This is a genomic window from Pseudomonas sp. MWU12-2319 (assembly GCF_023242525.1).
Lineage (GTDB): Bacteria > Pseudomonadota > Gammaproteobacteria > Pseudomonadales > Pseudomonadaceae > Aquipseudomonas > Aquipseudomonas gingeri_D.
Genome location: NZ_JALJES010000001.1, coordinates 105,089 through 124,322, shown reverse-complemented (window position 1 = coordinate 124,322; position 19,234 = coordinate 105,089). Strand labels below are relative to the sequence as shown.

Sequence of the window (19,234 nt, the reverse complement as noted above, 5' to 3'; positions counted from 1 at the left end):
AGAATTATTATAAATTACGCCTGCTTCAAACAGCCATTGTCATGAGGTCCCGAGCCGGACGCTGCCGATCATGCTCAAGGACAGTCCCGCCGGGTGTGCGGACAGGAGTCAGGTTGGAAAGCTACTACCGCGAGCTGGTGTGTTTCCTCAATGCCCGGCTGGGCAATCGCCAGGCGGCCGAAGACGTTGTGCACGATGCCTACCTGCGGGTGCTCGAGCGTTCGAGCGAGACCCCGATAGGGCAGCCGCGGGCCTTCCTCTATCGCACGGCGATGAATCTGCTGATCGATGAGCACCGGCGCAATACCGTACGCCAGAACGAATCCCTGGACGTGCTCGACAGCGACGAGCGGTTTTTCAGCCCGTCGCCGCAAATCTCCCTGGACCATGGCCTGCGCCTGGACATGTTGCAACGGGCCCTGGCGGAGCTGCCCGGGCCGTGCCGCGACAGCTTCACGCTGCGCAAGATCGAAGGCCTGTCCCACCCGGAGATCGCCGAGCGCCTGGGGATTTCCCGCAGCCTGGTGGAAAAACACATCGTCAATGCCATGAAGCACTGCCGCGTGCGCTTGCGTCAGTGGGAGGCGAGCTGAGCCCTGTGCGCTGCCATCATTCTGTTCATGTGAATGTGCTATGTCTGCGTCACCGCGTGCAGACACGAGAGCTTCCATGCAAGCCCTGAACAACATCAACCTCGATTCCCTGATCGACACCTTCGTCAGCCTCAGCGCCGCCTTTATCCTTGGCGGCCTGATCGGTTTTGAACGCCAGTACCGCCAGCGCACCGCCGGCCTGCGCACCAACGTCCTGGTGGCGGTGGGGGCGGCGATTTTCGTTGATATGGCCAACCGCCTGGGCGGCTCCGAAGGGGCGGTGCGGGTGGTGGCCTACGTGGTCTCCGGCATCGGTTTTCTCGGCGCCGGCGTGATCATGCGCGAGGAGGGCAATGTCCGTGGCCTGAACACCGCCGCGACCCTCTGGGCCTCGGCGGCGGTCGGCGCCTGCGCCGGTGCCGACCTGATCCTCGAAGCCCTGCTGGGAACCCTGTTCGTCCTTGCGGCGAACACCTTGCTGCGGCCGATCGTCAACTACATCAACCGCCAGCCCCTGGACGTGGTCTCGGCGGAGGTCACCTATCTCCTCTACCTGATTGTCCGACGGGCCCAGCAGAAGACCGTCCTGTCGTTGCTCGAAAAGGAACTGGAGCGCAGCAACTACCCGGCCAGCGATGTCGAGGTGCGACCCTTCGGCGACGAGGAAGTGGAAATCGAGGCGACCCTGGCAATCACCTCGGTGGACGGCGACGAACTCGATGCGCTGGTGGCGCGGCTGTCGACCTCAAGCATGGTGCAGCAGGCATTCTGGAGCCCGAGTACCACCGACTGACCTGCCCTTCGCGGGCACCGTCCAGTCGGTGCCCCCTATTGCCGGATCCGTGCAAGCTTCCTGGAAGTGACGGGGATCTTGGGATTTTCCCTACAGATGCTCCCGAGGCCTCTCGCTAAAGTGGCCGACCTTGTTCAGCCCTCACGCCCTGAACCTGACCGCCACAGGCCGGAATGGCCGCAGGCCCACTGTCCAGCCACAGCAGGAATTGAGAATTTTCCTATACTGTATTTCGCTATTTCCCTGTCTTTTTTCGATGCAAGCACGTTCCCGTCTCAAGCAGTGGCTGGCGTACTTCTTGAGGATTTGTAATGCGCACAGCCCTGATAGTTGACGATCACCCGTTCATTCGCATGGCCATCAAGGTCTTGTTGGAAAAGGAGGGGTTCAAGGTCGTCGCCGAGGCCGATAACGGCGTCGATGCGGTGCAGTTGGCGCGGGAGCTGGCGCCGGACCTGATTGTCATGGACCTCAATATCCCCCGGCTCGATGGCCTGGAAGCGATCAAGCGACTCACCGACCTGCACCTGCCGAGCAAGCTGGTGGTACTTACCGAACAGGCGCCGGAGTTCTACTCCGAGCGCTGCATGCGCGCCGGCGCCATGGGTTATATCTCCAAGACCGCCGAGTTGATCGAGCTACGCCTGGCGATCCAGGCGGTGATGCTCAACAAGAGCTTCTTTCCGCGCCTGGAAGGGCATGTTCAAGGCCAGGGCGCCAGTGTGTCGGAACCGGTGCTGATCGACAGCCTGAGCAACCGCGAACTGAGTATCCTGCGCTACCTCGCCCGGGGGATGAAGAACAAGGACATCAGCGAACTGATGCTGCTCAGCGACAAGACGGTCAGTACCTACAAGACCCGCTTGATCGAAAAGCTCAACCTCAAGTCGGTGGTGGCGCTGGCGGAGTTTGCCAAGCGCAACCAGTTGATCTGAGGTTTCCATTCCGGTCGGAATGCATTTCTGAAAACACCACCGACCTGTAGGAGCAGGGCTTGCCAGCGAAGAGGGCCTCAAGGACGCTGAAAGCTTCGCGGGCAAGCCCTGCTCCTACAAGTTTGCGGTGTTTTCAGGTGTTCGCAGTCAGCGGGGAAGGCCTCAATCCCACTTCGGCGCCAGGCCTGCCGGGCTGGTCAGGCGATGGGCGCGTTCGAGGCCGGCGATCTTCGCCATTTCTTCGTCATTCAAACGCAGGTCTCGGGCCTTGAGGTTGCTCGCCAGGTTCTCGCGCCTGGTCGACGACGGAATCACCGCATAACCCAACTGCATGGCCCAGGCCAGGGTCACCTGTGCCGGGGTTGCCTGGTGTTGTTCGGCGATCTGGCGGATGACCGGGTCCTTCAGCACTTCCCCGTAGGCCAGGGTCATGTAGGAGGTGATCTGGATGCCCTGGTCCTGGGCCGCTGCCACCACCTTTCGGTTCTGCAGGTAAGGGTGCAGTTCGATCTGGTTGGTGGCGATCTGATCGGCACCGACGGCGGCAATCGCCTGCTGCATCAGCTCGACGGTGAAGTTGGACACCCCGATCTGCCGGGTCAGGCCCAGTTTCTTGGCCTCCAGCAACGCGCCCATGAATTCGGCGACCGGCACCTGGGCTTCTGGCGATGGCCAGTGGATCAGGGTCAGGTCCAGGTAGTCGGTCTGCAGTTTGCGCAGGCTTTCCTTGAGGCTGGGGATCAAGGCGTCCTTGCCGAGGTTGGCGATCCAGATCTTGCTGGTGATGAACAGTTCGTCACGGGGGATGCCGCTGGCGGCAATGGCCTGGCCGACCTCGGCTTCGTTTTCGTAGATCTGCGCGGTATCGATGACCCGGTAGCCCAGCTCGAGGCCGGTGCTGACCGAGTCGATGACAACCTGGCCTTGCAGGCGGAAGGTACCAAGGCCGAAGGCGGGAACGGACATGGGTGACTCCTGAAGTGACAGTGGGAATGAGCAGGAGTATCCCCACCCCGATCTTTGAGAAAAAGTAGGGGTTGGGAAAAGGACTCTTTACCCGTGCGCACGAATAGCCGGAGTGTCGGGTCACAGGAGGGAGGGGCTGCTTCTGTCGCATGCCTGGATAGTCAGGCCAGTGGTCGAGCCGCGGGATAAACCATCTGTCCAGTTCAGGCAGGTTTAGCCAGGGGTCCTTGAAAACCGTCGCCTACAGTTAAAGGGTTGTTCCCAAGGTCACACGGAGTCATGTAGCCATGACTAAAAAAATTGAATCGCAGGTGCCGGTTATCGATAGGGGGTACGAAGTCATCCAGTTACCGGCCAAAGCCTCACCTCGCGGCATTGCACTGAGTCCAGATGGAGATTGGGCTTTTGTCTGTAATTTCAGCCTGGACAGCGTATCGCTGATCGATACCCGGCAACGGGTGGTGGTTGCCAATATCCCGGTAGGGGCGAACCCCTACCATGTTGCGTTTGATGCGGACAAAAACCGCTGCTATGTCACTTGTCTCAATGAATTTGCGATTTTTGTGATTGATCCCGTGAATCACCAGGTGGTCAAGGAAATCGCCGTCGAGGTTCCACCCCGGCGAGTCACGGTCGATTCAATCAACCGACGGGTCTATGTCGTTTGCCCGAACAGCCACCTCGGAAATGCACAAATCATCGTTCTGGACGCCGACGAAGAACGAATAATCGACACCATTGAGTTTGAATCGGGAAGCCTTGATAACGCCCTTACTGTTGACCCCGTCAAACAGCGCGCTTATATCCCGGTCAGCTACAGTCCGTATGACGCCGTTATCGGCGTTATCGATACACGAAGCCATAAAGTGATCCAGTTGAGCCCGTATATTCCCGGTTCGCCGAATTCCTCCGCGTTGAGTCCGGATGGCGCATTGCTCTATGTCCCTGCGGGTCGCATCGTGGAGACGTCAGTGGTGGATACGAACACCGGGAGCATCCGCCCCATCTTTGCCACGGGGCAGTATATCCATCTGAGTCCTGAAGGCGATCGTGCTTATTATCTGAGTTACACCACGGAGGGGACAGACCAGTGGAGTATGTTGCAAACGGTTGATACCCGTACTGGCACGATCCTTGGCGATATCATCATCGCTCCGGACGCTCCATTCGCCATGACCCTTTCATCCGATGGCAAGTATGCCTATATCACCTGCTACGGTCGTCCACCTGACTACAGCGGTCCTGTCCGGGGAGCCAGGGTGATAGTGGTTGATGTTACGGGTCTCTAGCCGGGTGATTTCCGTACGCGCGCCCAGGTGCCCCGTAGTCCCTGAGCGCGTAACGGCTTCTTCGGAGGGGTACGACCCTCGGTTGTGGTCGCACCCTTGTCTGCCAGATCAGTCCTCGACGGCCTCAAGCAACGTCGCGATGCCCTGGCCGCCAGCGATGCATTGCGTGGCAATGGCGTAGCGCCCGCCGGTGCGTTGCAGCAGGGCGGCGGCCTTGCCGGTGATGCGTGCGCCGGTGGCTCCCAGGGGATGACCGATGGCCAGGGCACCGCCGTCGAGGTTGATCCGGCCGTGATCCAGGTCGAGTTCCCGCAGGCAGGCCAGGGACTGGCTGGCAAAGGCCTCGTTGATTTCCACCAGGTCGATATCGCCGATTTGCAAACCGGCCCGTTGCAGCACCTTGCGGGTCGCATGGACCGGAGCCATGCCCATGATCTCCGGGGCACAGCCGGCCACCGCGACCACCTTGATCCGCGCCAGGATCGACAAACCGCGCTCGCGGGCGAAGGTTTCGCTGCACACCAGCACGGCGGCGCTGCCATCGGTCAAGGGCGAGGCGGTGCCAGCGGTGACCGTGCCGTCGAACGCCGGTTTCAACCCTCCCAAACCCTCCAGGCTGGTGCCGGGACGAATGCAGCCATCTTCCTTGACCCAGCCGTTCGCGGTCTGGATGGCGATGATTTCGGCCTCCAGGCGGCCCAGTTCGCGAGCCCGGGCGGCCTTGGCGTGGGACTCGACGGCCAGGCTTTCCTGCTCGGCCCGACCGATGTCGTAGCGCCGCGCGACTTCTTCGGCGGTGTAGCCCATGGGCATATACACCTCGGGGTGGTCGCGCATCAGCGTCGGGTTCGGCGAGATATTGAAGCCGCCCATGGGCACGCGGGTCATGGATTCCACCCCGGCGCAGAGGAACGCGTCGCCGGCCCCCAGCAGGATCTGCCCGGCGGCATAGTGCACGGCACTCATGGACGAGCCGCAGAAACGGTTGATCGTCGCGCCGCCGAGGCTGTCGGGGAAACCGGCGCGGAAGCTGGCGATACGGGCGATATTCATGCCTTGCTCGGCTTCCGGGTAGGCACAGCCCATGACCAGGTCCTCGAGTTCGGCGGGGTCGAGGCCGAGTTTGTCCACCAGGCCGCGCAGCACCTGGGCGGCGAGGTCGTCCGGGCGAATATCGATCAGCGCGCCTTTTTTTGCGAAATGAAAGGGGGAACGGGCGTAACCGGCGATCACGATGGAGGTCATGGCGAAACTCCTGGGTAGGGCGCAAGGGGCGTGGCGGTTGTTCAGCCGCGCGGTTGGAGAATCATGCAGGTGGTCGACCCGGTGGCATAAAGCCGGCCGTCGACGTCATAGATCCGCCCTTCGGCCAGGGCGGTGGAGCGCCCGAGGTGGACGATCTTGCCCTCGGCGCGGATCGGCCCGCTGCTGTCGGTCAAGGCCCGCACGTAGCTGATGCGCAGGTCCAGGGTGGTATAGCCCTGGCCCTTTTGCAGGCGGGTGTGGATGGCGCAACCCATGCACGAGTCGAGCAGGGTCGCCGCGTAGCCGCCATGGACGCTGCCCAGTGGGTTGTAATGGCGGGAGTCCGGGGTGCCCTGGAACACGAAGTGCCCCTCGGCCCATTCGATGGGGATAAAGTCCAGCAAGCTGCCGATCGGCGGCGAGGGCAGTTCGCCGTTGCCGATGCCGTTGAAGAACTCGGCCGGCGTCAGTTGGCTGACTTCGGCCAGGGTCAGGCTGCCGGGGCCTTGCAGGCGCTCGCGCATGGCCTGTTCCTCGGCGATCCATTGGGCGAGCGTGACGTCGCGGTTCGGGGTCTGCATGGACGGCTCCTTTCTTGATATAAAAAATTATGTTCGTAATATTTCGCTTCATATTATGTCTGAAATATAAATTAATCCAGCATCCTGGGCTCTGTGGGTGGTCGTTCCAGTAGTGGAACGATGAAGCTGATTTTTACCGTCTAGCGCCAAAAATCAGTTGAATCTAAGCTGTGCCCCATATTGATGGAGGTACCCATGAAAAAGATTCTTGGTCTCTACACCAGCCCCAGGGGCCATTGGGTCGGCGATGGCTTTCCGGTGCGCACGCTGTTTTCCTATGACAACCTGGGCCAGCACATCAGCCCGTTCCTGATGCTGGACCACGCTGGACCTGCTGATTTCACTCCCACCACCCAGCGCCGTGGCGTCGGCCAGCATCCCCATCGCGGCTTTGAAACCGTGACCATCGTCTATGACGGTGAAGTGGAGCACCGCGATTCCACCGGTGCCGGCGGCGTGATCGGCCCGGGCGACGTGCAATGGATGACCGCCGCCGCGGGGATCATCCACGAGGAGTTCCATTCCGAAGCCTTCGCCAAACGCGGTGGCCGCCTGGAAATGGTCCAGTTGTGGGTCAACCTGCCGGCCCGGGACAAGTCGGCACCGGCCGGTTACCAGGGCATTCTCGACAGCGATATTCCCAGGATTCCCCTCAAGGACCAGGCCGGTAGCCTGCGCCTGATCGCCGGTGAGTTCGATGGACAACGCGGGCCGGCGCGGACCTTCACGCCGATGGATGTCTGGGATATCCGTCTGGCCGGCGGGAAAACCCTGGCGCTGGACCTGCATGAAGGCCGCAGCACGGTGCTGGTGGTCCTGCGCGGTGGTGTGCGGGTCAATGGCGAGCAACTGGCGCAACCGGGGCAGTTGGTCGTCTTCGAGCGGGCCGGTCGCGACGTGTCGCTGCACGCCGACAGCGATGCCGTGGTGCTGCTGCTCAGCGGCGAGCCGATTGACGAACCGATTGTCGGCCACGGCCCCTTCGTGATGAACAGCGAAGCCGAGATCCACCAGGCCTTTGCCGACTTCCAGGCCGGGCGCTTCGGGCAGATGCACGACTGACGCCGCCAGGCGGTCCTCCTTCCCCGAGGGCCGCCCACCACTTCGAATATAAAGCTATAACTCCATGAAGCCGTTCTGTGCGATCTTCGCGTCGCCGACGGTTTCTTTTCATGGAGTGGCTCGATGCTTGACCTGTTGTCTGAACATCCCCTGTCCTGCGCTTTTCTGCTGATCGTGATCGATCTGCTGTTGTGGCACCTGATGGGCAGCAAGAGCGATACCTGGAAACTGGCGGTGCGCCTGACGGTGTTCTCGCTGTTCAGCCTGCTGCTGTTCAACGAAGGCATGAACCCCTTGCAGACCCCGCCCTGGCCGGATGACATCCCCCGGCACCTGGCGGCCACCGGCTTGCAGATCGGCTGGTGGCTGTTCGGCGCACGGACCCTGACGGTGCTGCTCGGCACGGTGATGATGCAGCGGGTCGGGCATGCCGGACGGCTGGTGCAGGATGTGCTCGGGGCGATCATCTTCCTGATTGCGATTGTCGCGGCGGCGGCCTATGTGCTCGACCTGCCGGTCAAGGGCGTGCTGGCGACGTCCGGGGCCCTGGCGATCATTGTCGGCCTGGCCTTGCAGAGCACCCTCAGCGATGTGTTCTCCGGGATCGTGCTGAATGCCACCAAGCCTTATCAGGTCGATGATTGGGTGGCCATCGACGGTACCGAAGGCCGGGTCGTCGATATCGACTGGCGCGCCACGCGCCTGCAGACCTCCCAGGGCAGCATGGCGGTGGTGCCCAACTCCCTCGCGGCCAAGGCCAAGATCGTCAACTTCAGCCGGCCCAGCGATATGCATGGCCTGTCCATCAGTGTCCAGGTCAGCCCGCATTCCCGGCCCCAGGTGGTGATCGATGCCCTGGAGCGGGCCATGCTCGGCTGTCGTGCCTTGCTGCCGACCCCGGCGCCTTGCGTGACGCTGAAAAGCTCCAGTGCCGAGGGCGCCGAATACGAAATCAACGGTTTTGTGGTGTCCATGGGTGAGAAGCGCGAAGTGCGCAATCAGCTCTACGACCTGGCGTTCCGCCATTTGCGCGCTTCGGGGGTGAGCCTGCTGTCGAGCGGGGAGACTGCCGCGCCGGTGAATTTATCGCGTGCGCGAAGGTTGTTGGAAAGCTCTTCGATTTTCTCTACCTTGCGTTCGGAGGAGAAGGATACGTTCAGCGAGAACATGCAGGCGCAGATGTTCCGTGCCGGCAGCGAGATCATGGCCCGCGGCGAGGTCAGCGATCACTTGTTCATCATCGAGTCCGGTGTGGTCTCGGTGACGCTGTTGCGCGGCGGCGTGCCGATGGAGGCCGGGCGCATGGGGCCGGGCGAGGTGATCGGCGAGGCCGGGGTGCTGGCCGACATGGCGGTGGTGGCGGACTTCACCGCCAAGACCGACTGCGTGCTGTATCGCATTGAAAACGAGTACCTCAAGCCGTGCCTGGAAGCCCGGCACGATATCGGCGAGGCCATGAAAAGCCTGCTCGACCGGCGCTTGAGCGCGGTGCAGAACTTCACCCGCGAAGTGCCAAAGCCGGTGGAGAAGCGCGGGTTTATGCAGTGGTTGCGCAGTCGGACCTAGCGGGTTGACATGATTGAGTCACTGAGTGGCGATGCGATCTTCCGGTGTTACAGAATGAAGCAGTCAATCAGCTTGAGGGGTCAGCCCTGCTGACCTATATTGGGCGCCTTTGGCCGCGATTCAGATCAAGGAACAGTCATGACGGGTGAGCGCGATATCGGCAATGAACGATTGGAGGATGTCCTCCCGCTTGAGGGCGGCATACGTCTTCGTGAGTTCTGGATCGATAATTTCAAGTCGCTGGTCGGTTTTAAAATGCGGCTGGCCGATTTCACCTGTCTTGTCGGTTTGAATGGTGCGGGTAAATCCACGATTCTGCAGGCATTGGATTTTCTTTCTCAGCAAATCAAGGGCGACCTGTCTGGCTGGCTGAAAAATCGTGAGTGGAAACCTGTCGACCTCAAGTCAAAGCTCGGTAAAAACAGCAATATCAGCTTTGAGATCAAGTGTGAGTTTGCCGGTAAGCTGGCAACGTGGAATGGCAGCTTCAATCGGACATTATTACGCTGCACCGAAGAGTCGTGGATCGTTGATCAAGATGCGATACGCGTTTCAGATGGCCGGTTTTCTATTCATGAAACGAGTGTTCACGGTAGTGGTAGAGACAACTCTCCGCTGCCCATTGAATTTGAGTATCAGGGGTCCATTCTCTCCGCGTTGAAAGAGTCGCGGCTGCCAAAAAGCTTTTTACCGTTCAAACGATTTATCGCTGGTATCACTTCGTTGGATGCGCTGTCCCCTCAGTATTTGCGCAAACAGGCGCGTGGTAGTCAGGGCGGATTGGGTTTTGCCGGTGAGCAGCTATCGGCGTTCGTGCATCAACTGAGTCCCGGTCAACTCAGCGCGCTGGTGGCGATGCTGAAGAAAAACTACCCCCACCTTCAGTCAATCGAACTCAAATCCCTCAATTCCGGCTGGAAGTCCTTGGGGATACAGGAAAGCTACAGCTCAGGCAGCTTCAGCACTCAAGCCCGGCATATGAACGATGGCATGTTGCGCCTGATGGCTATCTTGGCCGAAACCTTGTCGGCGCATGGCTTCATACTCTTTGATGAGGTGGAAAACGGTATAAACCCTGAACTCATCGAGTTTTTGCTGGATTATCTGGTGGGGCTGGATCGACAGGTTATGGTGACGACCCACAGCCCGATGATCCTGAATTATCTGGAAGATAATATTGCCCGACGAGGGGTTCAACTGATCTACAAGACCGAAGACGGTAGAACCCGGGTCATTCCTTTCTTTTCCATTCCATCGATCGCGGAAAAGTTGACGGTGATGGGGCCGGGGGAGGTGTTTGTCGATACTGATCTTGTTCGCCTTCCCCTGGAAATTGGCCGGCTGATGGTGAGGTAACACGGATGCTGTTGCTGGTGAGTGGAGAAGGCCCTTCCGATATCGGTCGCTTGGCGCCAGGCAGGCAGGGCCCCGCGTTTTTTCCGGGCCCGATGACGCTGATTCTGGACAAGCTGGTCGAGGATGTTGTGCAGTACTCGTTGCTCGACTTTCAGGCTGTGCATTTCGTTCATAAAACAGAGTTGTTGGTTGTGGAGCCGAAACATAGTGGACGCCGACTATCGGCTCCTGGAAAGCGCACAGCCAAGGAAACCGGTTACTACTACGAGAACGCTCGGCGTCTCGCGCTCAAAGCCGGTGAGCTGGCGCGAGAGTCTGAGGATACGGTGGTGCCTGTGCTGTTCCGGGATGCAGATGGAACGCAGTCTTCGGGGCGTGGTGAATGGCGGGACAAATGGAAGTCCATGCTCAACGGTTTTGAGGACGGGGACTCTTTGCTGGGTGTTCCCATGTTGCCGAAACCCAAGTCTGAAGCGTGGTTGCTGTGTGCATTGCGGACGCCGGCTTATCAGCATTGTGCTGTGCTTGAGTTGGCTTCAGGTAATGACGACTCACCTGATTCTCTCAAGGGGCAGCTTGAACGTGTCCGCAATGGATCATCGACAACCGAAGATCTCAATCAAGCGATACTTGCGGGAGATGTGGACCCCCTGCGAATCGATATGCATAGTTTCAATCAGTTCAAAAAGCAGCTGACCGAAGTTTTACAACGCGTTATCGTCCCTGCGGCGTTGGAACCGGATAACCAAGACTGAACATCTGGTCAGTGGCGTCGCCAGGTTGCTCGTCGACCTGGCGCTGCATCCCGCGGACCTAACCGTCGCAGCACCCACGCTGTTGCTGGATCGGCGGACACGGCACCGAGGCGAACGAACAGAATACGCAGCAGTCGCCAGGGGTGGGGCGCAGCAATACCTTGCAGCTCGGACACTCGTAGTAGTACTGGCAGGCGTCGGTGGGCATGGTTTCCTGCTGGATATGGCCGCAGTGCGGGCAGGTCAGCACGGATTCGAGAATGACGGCGTTCATAGGGGCATCACTTCTGTACGTTGGAGGGGTAGCCCGCGTTCGTTGTCGCCTGGGTCAACGCCTCTGGCTGGGCCTTGTCGGGGTCATAGAGGACGGTGGCGGTCTTTTTCTCGAAATCGACCTTGACCGCGCTGACGCCGGGAATCTTTTCCAGCGACTTCCTGACCGTGAACGGACACACAGGGCACGTCATGTTCTGCACTGCCAGCGTGACAGTTTCCGGGGTGGCGGCCAGCGCCGCGAGGGGCATGCTGGCCAGTAGAGCAATCAGCAGTTTGCGCATGGGAATTTCCTTTCAGTAGAACAACGGGGCCAGCCACGGCACGGCCAACAGGCCCAGCAGCAGCGCAGCGACAATCCAGAATAGGCGGCGCTGGCGCTGGATCGTGCGCGGATCGGCGCACGGTGTGCCAGGCGTGCAGACTTGCGGCACGAGGTAGAGCTTGCGCAGGGCCAGCCCGAGAAACAGCAGTGTCAGAGCGATGAAGAAGGGGCGGTACGGCTCCATTGCCGTCAGGTTGCCCACCCAAGTGCCGCCGACACCCAGCGCCAGCAGCACGAGCGGCCCGACACAGCACAGCGACGCGCCGAGAGCGGCCAGCACGCCCGCGATCAGCGAGCCTTTTCCGGTGAGTTGTCGCATGCCGATTTCCTTGAGTCCGTTTGCCCAAGTGCTACTCTAAATCCCGTACCTGAGTACGGAATCAAGGAAAATGTGATGGCAGCTGAAATGACCATTGGCAAGCTGGCGGAAGCGGCTGGGGTGAACATCGAGACCATCCGCTACTACCAGCGGCGTGGTTTGCTGGACGAGCCGCCCAAGCCGCTGGGCGGTCATCGACGTTACGCGCAGGAACTGGCCAAGCGCGTGCGCTTCATCAAGCGAGCGCAGGCGTTGGGGTTTACCCTGGATGAAGTGGCTGCGTTGCTCACCCTCGACGCGGCATATGCTTGTAACGAGACGCGGGCGCTGGCCGAGCGCAAGCTGGTTCTTATCGAGCAGAAGATGGCAGACCTCGCGGCCATGCGGCAGGCGCTGGGGGGCTTGGTATTGCAATGCAATACCGGCGACAACCCTGCGACCTGCCCAATCATCAACGTGCTGGCGCGTGACTGATGCCATCACGCCGCTGTTAGGTCATCTGCCGGAGCAGTTCCCGCGCCCGTTCCAGCAGGGCCAGGCGGCGAGTCAGGCTCATGGGCATGCCGAGGGGGAACTGATGCGCCGGGGTGACATAGATCAGTTGCGTGCCGTCGGGGATCAGGTCCACCCGCACCCGGGCAACCAGGTCGAGGGCCTGTTGTGCGCCATTGGTCACCAGCAGGTCATCGCTGCTGCAGCGGACTCCACGGGAGAAACCGATATGCCGGGAAATGGCCTCGCGCAGCTGTTCGGTGATCTGTTTGGTCAGGTCGCGGGTGCCATTGAGGGTGATGTGCAATTCCATGTCGGGGCTCGGCAGGGGAGTGTTCGTGTCGATTTCTACACGGCTTCGCCCGATGCCATCAAAGCCATGCTGGCGCTTGAAAGTGCGGTGAGCAAACTGCCGTTGGAGCAGTCGCTGGTCGAACTGGTCAAGCTGCGTTCCTCGCAGATCAATGGCTGCGCTTTTTGTGTCGATATGCATACCACTGATGCGCGCAAGCTCGGTGAGACCGAACGTCGCCTACACTGCCTGTCGGTCTGGCGTGAGACGCCGTTCTTCACCCCGCGCGAACGCGCCGCGATCGCCTGGACCGAGGCCCTGACCCAGCTCTCGCAGACCCATGCGCCGGATGAAGACTACGCCTTGCTGAGTGCCGAGTTCAGTCCGGCGGAAATGGTCGACCTGACCCTGGCGATCAATACCATCAACAGCTGGAACCGTCTGGCGGTGGGGTTCCGCAAGTTGCCGGCTGAATAAAGCACGGGCTGGAAGGCAGTCCCTGAACTGTAGGAGCCCGGCTTGCCGGCGATGGGGCCTTGATACCGCCAAAAGCTTCGCGGGCAAGCCCTGCTCCTACAGCCCTGTGTCGGACATATATTTGGCGTACGACATAAACCTGTAGGAGCAGGGCTTGTCGGGACGCCGCACCGCCGCGAAGAGGTCCTTGAGATCGCCAAAAGCCTATGGTTTAGAACGAGAACCCCAGCGCCCCCACTGCCAGCAACACCGCCGCCATCACCCCGACCAGCGCGAACAGTTGCTGCAATCGGGGTCCGGCCAGATGCCCGGCAACCTGGCGCCCCAGCACCAACCCGACCACCGCCCCCACCGCAAACGGCCCACCGACTGACCAGTGCATGGCCCCGGACAATGTGGCCGTGACCACACTACCCAACGACACCAGAGCAATCACCGCCAGGGACGTGGCAACGATGCTCTTGCTGTCCAGGTTGGTGTAACGCGTCAGCGCCGGGATGATGACAAAACCGCCACCGACCCCGAGCAGCCCCGACAACAATCCCGAGAGCATGCCGGTCACGGTCAGCGCGCGGGCGCAGGGCAGGGTCCAGCGCAACCGGCCTTGCAACGGATTCAGCACACAGGGCTGAAAGCCCGGTCGCGGCGCCGGACGGCCGTGTTGCAACTCCTTGCGGGCCTTGAGGAAGATCCGGCCGCAGGCATAGACCATCACCGCGGCAAACCCCAGGGCCAGCGGCTCGTTGGGCAGATGATGGGCCAGCCATAACCCCAGGGGCGTCAGCAGCACGCCGACCCCGGCGATATAGGCCGCTGCCCGATAGCGGACAATCCCCTGGCGCAAGCCGAGCAAGGCCCCGACACCCGCCGCCAGACCCACCGCGAGCAAGCCGATGGGCGCTGCTTCGACCATCGACAAACCCAGCCCGAACACCAGCAGCGGTACCGCGAGAATGCCGCCGCCGGCCCCGGTCAGGGCCAGGATCGCGCCGATCAGCGTGCCGAGTCCCGCCCCCAGAAAAAGATGTTCGTTCATGGTTGGGTTTTGGCCGCCGTCAATGTCGGCCGCGCCAGCCATTCACGGCCCTTGAGCATGCCGCGCCAGTACAGTGGCGGCAGGATCCGCTCCTTCAGCCACCAGGCCAGCCGCGTCGGCCTGCGCCCGTCCAGCAACCAGGGGGCGAAGGTCGGCGCCAGCTTGCCGCCGTAGGTGAATTCGGCGAGAACGATCTTGCCGCGCTCCACCGTCAGCGGGCACGAGCCATAACCGTCGTAGCTGGCCTGCCGGGGCAGGCGGCCGAGGGCCACCAGCACGTTGTTAGCCACCACCGGCGCCTGCTTGCGCGCGGCGGCGGCGGTCTTGGCATTGCTGGTGTTGGTCACGTCGCCCAGGCCGTGGATATTGGAAAACTGACGGTGTTGCAGGGTGGCCGGATCGACATCGACCCAGCCGGCCGCGTCGGCCAAAGGGCTTGAACGGATAAAGTCCGGGGCCACCTGCGGCGGCACCACATGCAGCATATCGAACGAGCGGACCAGGGTTTCCCGGGTACCATCGGCCAGGGTGCGGGCGAAGGTCGCCTGTTTCGCCGGGCCGTTGACCGCCACCAGGCTGTGGCCGAATTGCAGGTCGATCGCGTACTTGTCGATGTATTCCATTAGCGCGGGGACATAGTCGGGCACGCCGAACAGCACGGCGCCGGCGTTGAAGAAACGCGCGTTGATCCGCTCCAGGCGTCCGCTCCCGAGCCAGTGATCGCAGGACAGATACAGGGCTTTCTGCGGCGCACCGGCACATTTGATCGGCATTGGCGGCTGGCTGAACAGGGCCTCGCCCTCCTTGAGTTCCTGCACCAGTTTCCAGGTGTAGGGCGCGAGGTCGTAGCGATAGTTGGAAGTCACGCCATTGCGCCCGAGAGTCTCTTCGAGCCCGTCGATGGCCGCCCAGTCGAGTTTCAGGCCGGGGCAGACGATCAACTGTTCGTAGCCGACCCGGCTCTGGTCGGTGAGCACCACTTCGTGGCCGTGGGGGCCGAAGGCGCTGACCGCCGCCTTGATCCAGCGCACGCCACGGGGAATCAGTGACGCCATGGGCCGGGCGGTCGACTCGGGACGAAACACCCCGGCGCCTACCAGGGTCCAGCCGGGTTGGTAATAATGGGTGTCGGCCGGGTCGATGATCGCGATATCCAGGTCCGGCGCCCGGGCCAGCAGGCTGGCGGCCACGGCGATACCGGCCGCGCCGGCGCCGACGATCAGGATCTGGTGATGGGAAACGGCAGTCGAAGACATGGTGTCGGGTCCTGGTTCAGAGGGCATTGAGCGGGATCTTCAGGTAGCGCACGCCGTTGGCTTCCGGCTCGGGCAGGTGGCCGCTGCGCATGTTGACCTGCACCGCCGGCAGCATCAGCACCGGCATATCGAGGGTGGCGTCGCGGGCCTCGCGCATGCTGACGAAACTGTCTTCGTCGATGCCCTCATGGATATGGATATTGTCCGCGCGCTGTTCGGCGACGGTGGTCATGTAGCGCAGCTCGCGACCGCCCGGCAGGTAGTCGTGGCACATGAACAGCCGGGTCTGGGGTGGCAGCGCCAGCAGTTGGCGGATCGAGCGATAGAGGGTGCGTGCGTCGGCGCCGGGGAAGTCGCAGCGGGCGGTGCCGTAGTCGGGCATGAACAGGGTGTCGCCGACAAAGGCGACCCGTTCGTCGCCGGACTCGATCAGGTAGCTCATGCAGGCCGGGGTATGTCCTGGCGTGTGCAGGGCGCGGGCCTTCAGGGTACCTATGCTGAATTCGGCATTGTCCCCCAGCAGCACGTCGAACTGGCTGCCGTCGCGCTGGAAGTCGCTGCCGGCATTGAAAAGCTCGCCGAATACCTGCTGGACCACGGTGATATGGCTGCCGATGGCGACCTTGGCGCCGAGTTGTTCCTTCAGGTAGGCCGCCGCCGAGAGGTGGTCGGCGTGGACGTGGGTTTCCAGGATCCATTCCACCCGGGCGTCCAGTTCGTGGATCCTGGCGACCAGGCGATCGGCTGATGCCGTGCGGGTGCGCCCGGACTTGGGGTCGTAGTCGAGCACGCTGTCGATCAGTGCGCAGCAGCGGGTACTGGTGTCCAGCACCAGGTAGCTGATGGTCCAGGTATCGGGATCGAAAAAGGCTTCTACGGCTAGCTTGTCGCCAAAGGTCATTGCGTACTCCTGGTGTCATCGGCGGGGATGGGGTTCACACGGTCCTGTAGGAGCAGGGCTTGCCCGCGAAGCTTTTAGCGTTCTCAGGGGCCCCTTCGCGGCGGTGCGGCGATCCGACAAGCCCTGCTCCTACAGGTTAGGCGGTGTGTTCAATGTCCCGGTCCTGTCTGACAAAGAGTTCAATAAGCATGCCAAGCTGAGTTTTTTATTTTCTGCTGTGTTTGCTGATTTATATCAACCTATTCGCCGACGTTTTCTGATTTAGAGGTATTTGGCAGATAAATTGGCAGTCATTCTGGCAGTTGATGGCAGCTAATGGCAGAAAGCATTGGCATGGATTAAGCTCCTGCCTCCACCCGGGAGTTGCCATGACCATCCTTGCCACCGATCTTGCCCGAGCCGATATGCGGGCCCTGGTGTCCTATCTGGAACACGACCTCCAGCCGACCATCGTCCTCGACACCGACTACAACATCGTCGCCGCCAACACCGCCTACCAGCGTCAGTTCGGGGTAGAGGGGCGTCCCCATGTCGGCGCGAAATGCTTTCGGGTCTCCCATCAGTTCGCGGTGCCCTGCGACCAGGCCGGCGAGCATTGCCCCATGCGCAAGGCCCATGAAAGCCGCTTGCCCGAGCGGGTCCTGCATATTCACCACACGCCCCGTGGCCCCGAGCATGTCGACGTGGAACTGCGGCCGTTGCTGGACGCGCAGGGCGAAGTGGTGGGTTATGTCGAACGCTTGAATACCGTCACCGTGGCCTCGGCCCAGCCGCAGCATCAGGGCCTGGTGGGTCGCTCGGCACCGTTCAAGGAGGCCTTGAGTGCCTTGCAACGGGCGGCGCCGTCGCCGATTCCGGTGTTGCTGCAAGGCGAGTCCGGTACCGGCAAGGAACTCTTTGCCCGCGCCCTCCACGAGGGCAGTCCACGGGCCGGCGGGCCGCTGGTGGTGGTCGACTGCACCGGCCTGACCGAAACCCTGTTGGAGAGCGAGCTCTTCGGTTACGAAAAGGGCGCCTTCACCGGCGCCGTGCAGCGCAAGATCGGCCTGGCCGAGGCGGCCCATGGCGGCACGCTGTTTCTCGACGAGATCGGTGAGGTGCCGTTGGCGATGCAGGTCAAGTTGCTGCGCCTGATCGAGTCCGGCAGCTTTCGCCCGGTGGGCAGCCTGCGTACCGTGCACTCGGACTTCCGCCTGGTCTGCGCGACCCACAAGCCGCTCAAGGATATGGTCGCGGCCGGGAGTTTTCGCCAGGACCTGTTCTACCGTATCAGCGCCTTTCCGATTCGCCTGCCGGCCTTGCGCGAGCGCGGCGACGACCTGCCGTTGCTGATCGACAGCCTGTTGCAACGCCTGGCGCCGACGGCGGTGCCGCGTATCGACCCGCCGGCGATGAAGGCCCTGGGGCTGCATGACTGGCCGGGCAATATCCGCGAACTGCGCAATGTGCTGGAGCGGGCCCGGCTGTTTACCGACGATGGGGTGATCCGGCTGGCCGATCTGCCCGCCGAACTGAGGCGTGAAACCGCGTCGGCGGCACCCCAGCGACGGCGTGGGCGCAACGAGTTGGAGCAATTGGCCCACGCCCTGGCGATGTTCGATGGCTCGCGCAGCGAACTGGCGAAAACCCTGGGGATGAGCGAACGCACCTTGTATCGGCGCTTGCAGGCGCTGGAAGGGAAGGCCTGAGGTGCGGAAGCCGTCACTCCTGCACCGACGTCGTTCAATCGTTCGTCAGCAATGCATTGGCGAAGAGCGCCGGGTCGGCATTGCCCCCTGACAACACCACCACCGCGCAGCGACCTTCCAGCACGATGCGCCCGGCCAGCAATGCCGCCAGGCCGACCACGCCGCCCGGTTCGACCACCAGCTTGAGATTCTCGAACGCCCATCTCAGGGCGAAGCGGACTTCGGCGTCGGTGACCGTCAACGCGCCGCGCAGCAGCCGGCGATTGATCTCGAAGGTCAACTCGCCCGGTGCCGCGGTCAGGATCGCATCGCAGATCGAATGGCCGCCCGGCGGGATACTTTGCCGGCTGCCCGCGACCAGGGAGCGCCCGGTGTCATCGAAACCCTCCGGTTCCACCGCATACACCGCGACCTCGGGAAACTGACTGTGCAGGGCCACGCTGACCCCGGCAATCAGGCCCCCGCCGCCGCAGGGCACCAGGGCCACGTCGGGACGCAGGCCCAGCGCCCGGGCCTGGCGGGCGATCTCCAGTCCCAGGGTGCCCTGGCCGGCCATGACCCGTGGGTCGTCGTAGGGCTTGACCAGCACCGCGCCGCTTTCGGCGGTCAGTGTCGCGGCGATGGCCTCGCGGTCTTCGGTCTCGCGGTCGAACAGCACCACCTGGGCACCATATTCGCGGGTGCGGCGGATCTTCAAGGCGGGTGCATCCCTGGGCATCAGGATCGTCGCCTGGATGCCCAGCAGCCTGGCCGCGCAAGCCACGCCCTGGGCATGGTTGCCGGAGGAGAAGGCCAGCACGCCACGGGCGCGTTCTTCGGGACTGAGGCTGGCCAGGGTGTTGTAGGCGCCACGGAACTTGAACGAACCGGTTCGTTGCAGCACTTCCGGCTTGACCAGCACCCGGCCCTGGCAGTGTTCATTCAGGCTGTGGAATTCCAGCAATGGCGTTTCCACGGCGTGCCCCTGGATACGCAGGGCGGCCTGTTCGATATCGGCCAGTTGAATGGGCTGTGAGGTCATGTCGCGCTCCTGG

21 protein-coding genes and 1 pseudogene are annotated in these 19,234 nt (G+C 62.0%); 11 read left to right on the top strand and 11 right to left on the bottom strand.

Annotated elements, in window-relative coordinates:
- Positions 1–113 precede the first annotated feature (113 nt).
- From M5C01_RS00510 to M5C01_RS00500, 3 genes are all read left to right on the top strand, one after another.
- On the top strand, positions 114–593 hold the full coding sequence (locus M5C01_RS00510; protein ID WP_218586066.1) for a sigma-70 family RNA polymerase sigma factor: 480 nt from the start codon (positions 114–116) through the stop codon (positions 591–593).
- A gap of 76 nt (positions 594–669) precedes the next feature.
- Positions 670–1,386, top strand: coding sequence for an MgtC/SapB family protein (locus M5C01_RS00505; protein WP_103498092.1), 717 nt, complete (start codon positions 670–672; stop codon positions 1,384–1,386).
- A gap of 311 nt (positions 1,387–1,697) precedes the next feature.
- The gene (locus tag M5C01_RS00500) at positions 1,698–2,321 is read left to right on the top strand and encodes a response regulator transcription factor (RefSeq protein WP_103498093.1); all 624 of its coding nucleotides are present in this window, start codon (positions 1,698–1,700) and stop codon (positions 2,319–2,321) included.
- A 162-nt stretch (positions 2,322–2,483) separates the two neighbouring features.
- Here M5C01_RS00500 and dkgB read toward each other — a convergent pair whose 3' ends face one another.
- Positions 2,484–3,287: a 2,5-didehydrogluconate reductase DkgB gene (dkgB, locus tag M5C01_RS00495; RefSeq protein ID WP_152736956.1), complete on the bottom strand. Its 804-nt coding sequence runs from the start codon at positions 3,285–3,287 to the stop codon at positions 2,484–2,486.
- Between the two features lie 287 nt (positions 3,288–3,574).
- On the opposite strand from dkgB, the gene M5C01_RS00490 reads away from it, so the two are divergent.
- Positions 3,575–4,576 (top strand): YncE family protein, encoded by a 1,002-nt coding sequence (locus tag M5C01_RS00490; protein WP_152736955.1) that lies wholly within the window; start codon positions 3,575–3,577, stop codon positions 4,574–4,576.
- A 108-nt stretch (positions 4,577–4,684) separates the two neighbouring features.
- Here the strand turns inward: M5C01_RS00490 and M5C01_RS00485 are convergent, their stop codons facing one another.
- Together M5C01_RS00485 and M5C01_RS00480 are read right to left on the bottom strand one after the other, a co-directional pair.
- The gene (locus M5C01_RS00485; RefSeq protein WP_152736954.1) at positions 4,685–5,821 is read right to left on the bottom strand and encodes a thiolase family protein; all 1,137 of its coding nucleotides are present in this window, start codon (positions 5,819–5,821) and stop codon (positions 4,685–4,687) included.
- 41 nt (positions 5,822–5,862) lie between these two features.
- Positions 5,863–6,402, bottom strand: a complete 540-nt coding sequence (locus tag M5C01_RS00480; protein WP_103498096.1) for a PaaI family thioesterase — start codon at positions 6,400–6,402, stop codon at positions 5,863–5,865.
- 195 nt (positions 6,403–6,597) lie between these two features.
- On the opposite strand from M5C01_RS00480, the gene M5C01_RS00475 reads away from it, so the two are divergent.
- From M5C01_RS00475 to M5C01_RS00460, 4 genes are all read left to right on the top strand, one after another.
- Entirely contained in the window at positions 6,598–7,464 is an 867-nt protein-coding gene (locus M5C01_RS00475; protein ID WP_152736953.1) for a pirin family protein, read from the top strand.
- A 123-nt stretch (positions 7,465–7,587) separates the two neighbouring features.
- Positions 7,588–9,030: a mechanosensitive ion channel domain-containing protein gene (locus M5C01_RS00470; RefSeq protein ID WP_103498097.1), complete on the top strand. Its 1,443-nt coding sequence runs from the start codon at positions 7,588–7,590 to the stop codon at positions 9,028–9,030.
- Positions 9,031–9,168: 138 nt separating this feature from the next.
- On the top strand, positions 9,169–10,386 hold the full coding sequence (locus M5C01_RS00465) for an ATP-binding protein (protein ID WP_152736952.1): 1,218 nt from the start codon (positions 9,169–9,171) through the stop codon (positions 10,384–10,386).
- A gap of 5 nt (positions 10,387–10,391) precedes the next feature.
- Positions 10,392–11,141, top strand: coding sequence for a hypothetical protein (locus tag M5C01_RS00460; protein WP_152736951.1), 750 nt, complete (start codon positions 10,392–10,394; stop codon positions 11,139–11,141).
- A gap of 58 nt (positions 11,142–11,199) precedes the next feature.
- On the opposite strand, the gene M5C01_RS00455 is transcribed toward M5C01_RS00460, so the two are convergent.
- Genes M5C01_RS00455 through M5C01_RS00445 form a run of 3 tightly spaced genes read right to left on the bottom strand, consistent with a single transcriptional unit; the run spans position 11,200 to position 12,064 of the window.
- The gene (locus M5C01_RS00455) at positions 11,200–11,415 is read right to left on the bottom strand and encodes a GDCCVxC domain-containing (seleno)protein (RefSeq protein ID WP_152736950.1); all 216 of its coding nucleotides are present in this window, start codon (positions 11,413–11,415) and stop codon (positions 11,200–11,202) included.
- Between the two features lie 7 nt (positions 11,416–11,422).
- The gene (merP, locus tag M5C01_RS00450) at positions 11,423–11,698 is read right to left on the bottom strand and encodes a mercury resistance system periplasmic binding protein MerP (RefSeq protein ID WP_152736949.1); all 276 of its coding nucleotides are present in this window, start codon (positions 11,696–11,698) and stop codon (positions 11,423–11,425) included.
- Positions 11,699–11,710: 12 nt separating this feature from the next.
- Positions 11,711–12,064: a mercuric transporter MerT family protein gene (locus M5C01_RS00445; RefSeq protein WP_178129739.1), complete on the bottom strand. Its 354-nt coding sequence runs from the start codon at positions 12,062–12,064 to the stop codon at positions 11,711–11,713.
- Between the two features lie 69 nt (positions 12,065–12,133).
- Between M5C01_RS00445 and merR the strand changes: the two genes are divergently transcribed.
- Positions 12,134–12,532 (top strand): Hg(II)-responsive transcriptional regulator, encoded by a 399-nt coding sequence (merR, locus tag M5C01_RS00440; RefSeq protein WP_152736947.1) that lies wholly within the window; start codon positions 12,134–12,136, stop codon positions 12,530–12,532.
- Between the two features lie 34 nt (positions 12,533–12,566).
- Here the strand turns inward: merR and M5C01_RS00435 are convergent.
- Positions 12,567–12,803: pseudogene (locus tag M5C01_RS00435) on the bottom strand (PLP-dependent aminotransferase family protein); the annotation flags it as partial.
- A 48-nt stretch (positions 12,804–12,851) separates the two neighbouring features.
- On the opposite strand from M5C01_RS00435, the gene M5C01_RS00430 reads away from it, so the two are divergent.
- A complete protein-coding gene (locus M5C01_RS00430) occupies positions 12,852–13,319 on the top strand; it encodes a carboxymuconolactone decarboxylase family protein (RefSeq protein WP_255914241.1) in 468 nt (155 codons plus the stop codon).
- A 211-nt stretch (positions 13,320–13,530) separates the two neighbouring features.
- Here the strand turns inward: M5C01_RS00430 and M5C01_RS00425 are convergent, their stop codons facing one another.
- From M5C01_RS00425 to M5C01_RS00415, 3 genes are read right to left on the bottom strand one after another with little or no spacing between them, the layout of a single operon-like run.
- Positions 13,531–14,355, bottom strand: a complete 825-nt coding sequence (locus M5C01_RS00425) for a sulfite exporter TauE/SafE family protein (protein ID WP_103498100.1) — start codon at positions 14,353–14,355, stop codon at positions 13,531–13,533.
- On the bottom strand, positions 14,352–15,611 hold the full coding sequence (locus tag M5C01_RS00420) for an FAD/NAD(P)-binding oxidoreductase (protein WP_152736945.1): 1,260 nt from the start codon (positions 15,609–15,611) through the stop codon (positions 14,352–14,354). Before M5C01_RS00420 ends, M5C01_RS00425 begins: the two co-directional genes overlap by 4 nt.
- Before the next feature lie 16 nt (positions 15,612–15,627).
- The gene (locus M5C01_RS00415; protein WP_103498099.1) at positions 15,628–16,512 is read right to left on the bottom strand and encodes an MBL fold metallo-hydrolase; all 885 of its coding nucleotides are present in this window, start codon (positions 16,510–16,512) and stop codon (positions 15,628–15,630) included.
- Positions 16,513–16,880: 368 nt separating this feature from the next.
- Here M5C01_RS00415 and M5C01_RS00410 point away from each other — a divergent pair, with 368 nt between their 5' ends.
- Complete coding sequence (locus M5C01_RS00410; RefSeq protein WP_103499605.1) at positions 16,881–18,200, top strand: sigma 54-interacting transcriptional regulator; 1,320 nt, start codon at positions 16,881–16,883, stop codon at positions 18,198–18,200.
- Positions 18,201–18,234: 34 nt separating this feature from the next.
- On the opposite strand, the gene M5C01_RS00405 is transcribed toward M5C01_RS00410, so the two are convergent.
- Entirely contained in the window at positions 18,235–19,221 is a 987-nt protein-coding gene (locus M5C01_RS00405; protein ID WP_103499604.1) for a threonine/serine dehydratase, read from the bottom strand.
- Positions 19,222–19,234: the final 13 nt, after the last annotated feature.

Coding starts and splice junctions, on each gene's coding strand:
- merR (WP_152736947.1), top strand. CDS start 12,134: ATGGCAGCTGAAATGACCATTGGCAAGCTGGCGGAAGCGGCTGGGGTG.
- M5C01_RS00465 (WP_152736952.1), top strand. CDS start 9,169: ATGACGGGTGAGCGCGATATCGGCAATGAACGATTGGAGGATGTCCTC.
- M5C01_RS00405 (WP_103499604.1), bottom strand. CDS start 19,221: ATGACCTCACAGCCCATTCAACTGGCCGATATCGAACAGGCCGCCCTG.
- M5C01_RS00490 (WP_152736955.1), top strand. CDS start 3,575: ATGACTAAAAAAATTGAATCGCAGGTGCCGGTTATCGATAGGGGGTAC.
- M5C01_RS00485 (WP_152736954.1), bottom strand. CDS start 5,821: ATGACCTCCATCGTGATCGCCGGTTACGCCCGTTCCCCCTTTCATTTC.
- M5C01_RS00500 (WP_103498093.1), top strand. CDS start 1,698: ATGCGCACAGCCCTGATAGTTGACGATCACCCGTTCATTCGCATGGCC.
- M5C01_RS00455 (WP_152736950.1), bottom strand. CDS start 11,415: ATGAACGCCGTCATTCTCGAATCCGTGCTGACCTGCCCGCACTGCGGC.
- M5C01_RS00420 (WP_152736945.1), bottom strand. CDS start 15,611: ATGTCTTCGACTGCCGTTTCCCATCACCAGATCCTGATCGTCGGCGCC.
- M5C01_RS00480 (WP_103498096.1), bottom strand. CDS start 6,402: ATGCAGACCCCGAACCGCGACGTCACGCTCGCCCAATGGATCGCCGAG.
- M5C01_RS00505 (WP_103498092.1), top strand. CDS start 670: ATGCAAGCCCTGAACAACATCAACCTCGATTCCCTGATCGACACCTTC.
- M5C01_RS00470 (WP_103498097.1), top strand. CDS start 7,588: ATGCTTGACCTGTTGTCTGAACATCCCCTGTCCTGCGCTTTTCTGCTG.
- merP (WP_152736949.1), bottom strand. CDS start 11,698: ATGCGCAAACTGCTGATTGCTCTACTGGCCAGCATGCCCCTCGCGGCG.
- M5C01_RS00410 (WP_103499605.1), top strand. CDS start 16,881: ATGACCATCCTTGCCACCGATCTTGCCCGAGCCGATATGCGGGCCCTG.
- M5C01_RS00415 (WP_103498099.1), bottom strand. CDS start 16,512: ATGACCTTTGGCGACAAGCTAGCCGTAGAAGCCTTTTTCGATCCCGAT.
- M5C01_RS00425 (WP_103498100.1), bottom strand. CDS start 14,355: ATGAACGAACATCTTTTTCTGGGGGCGGGACTCGGCACGCTGATCGGC.
- dkgB (WP_152736956.1), bottom strand. CDS start 3,287: ATGTCCGTTCCCGCCTTCGGCCTTGGTACCTTCCGCCTGCAAGGCCAG.
- M5C01_RS00475 (WP_152736953.1), top strand. CDS start 6,598: ATGAAAAAGATTCTTGGTCTCTACACCAGCCCCAGGGGCCATTGGGTC.
- M5C01_RS00460 (WP_152736951.1), top strand. CDS start 10,392: ATGCTGTTGCTGGTGAGTGGAGAAGGCCCTTCCGATATCGGTCGCTTG.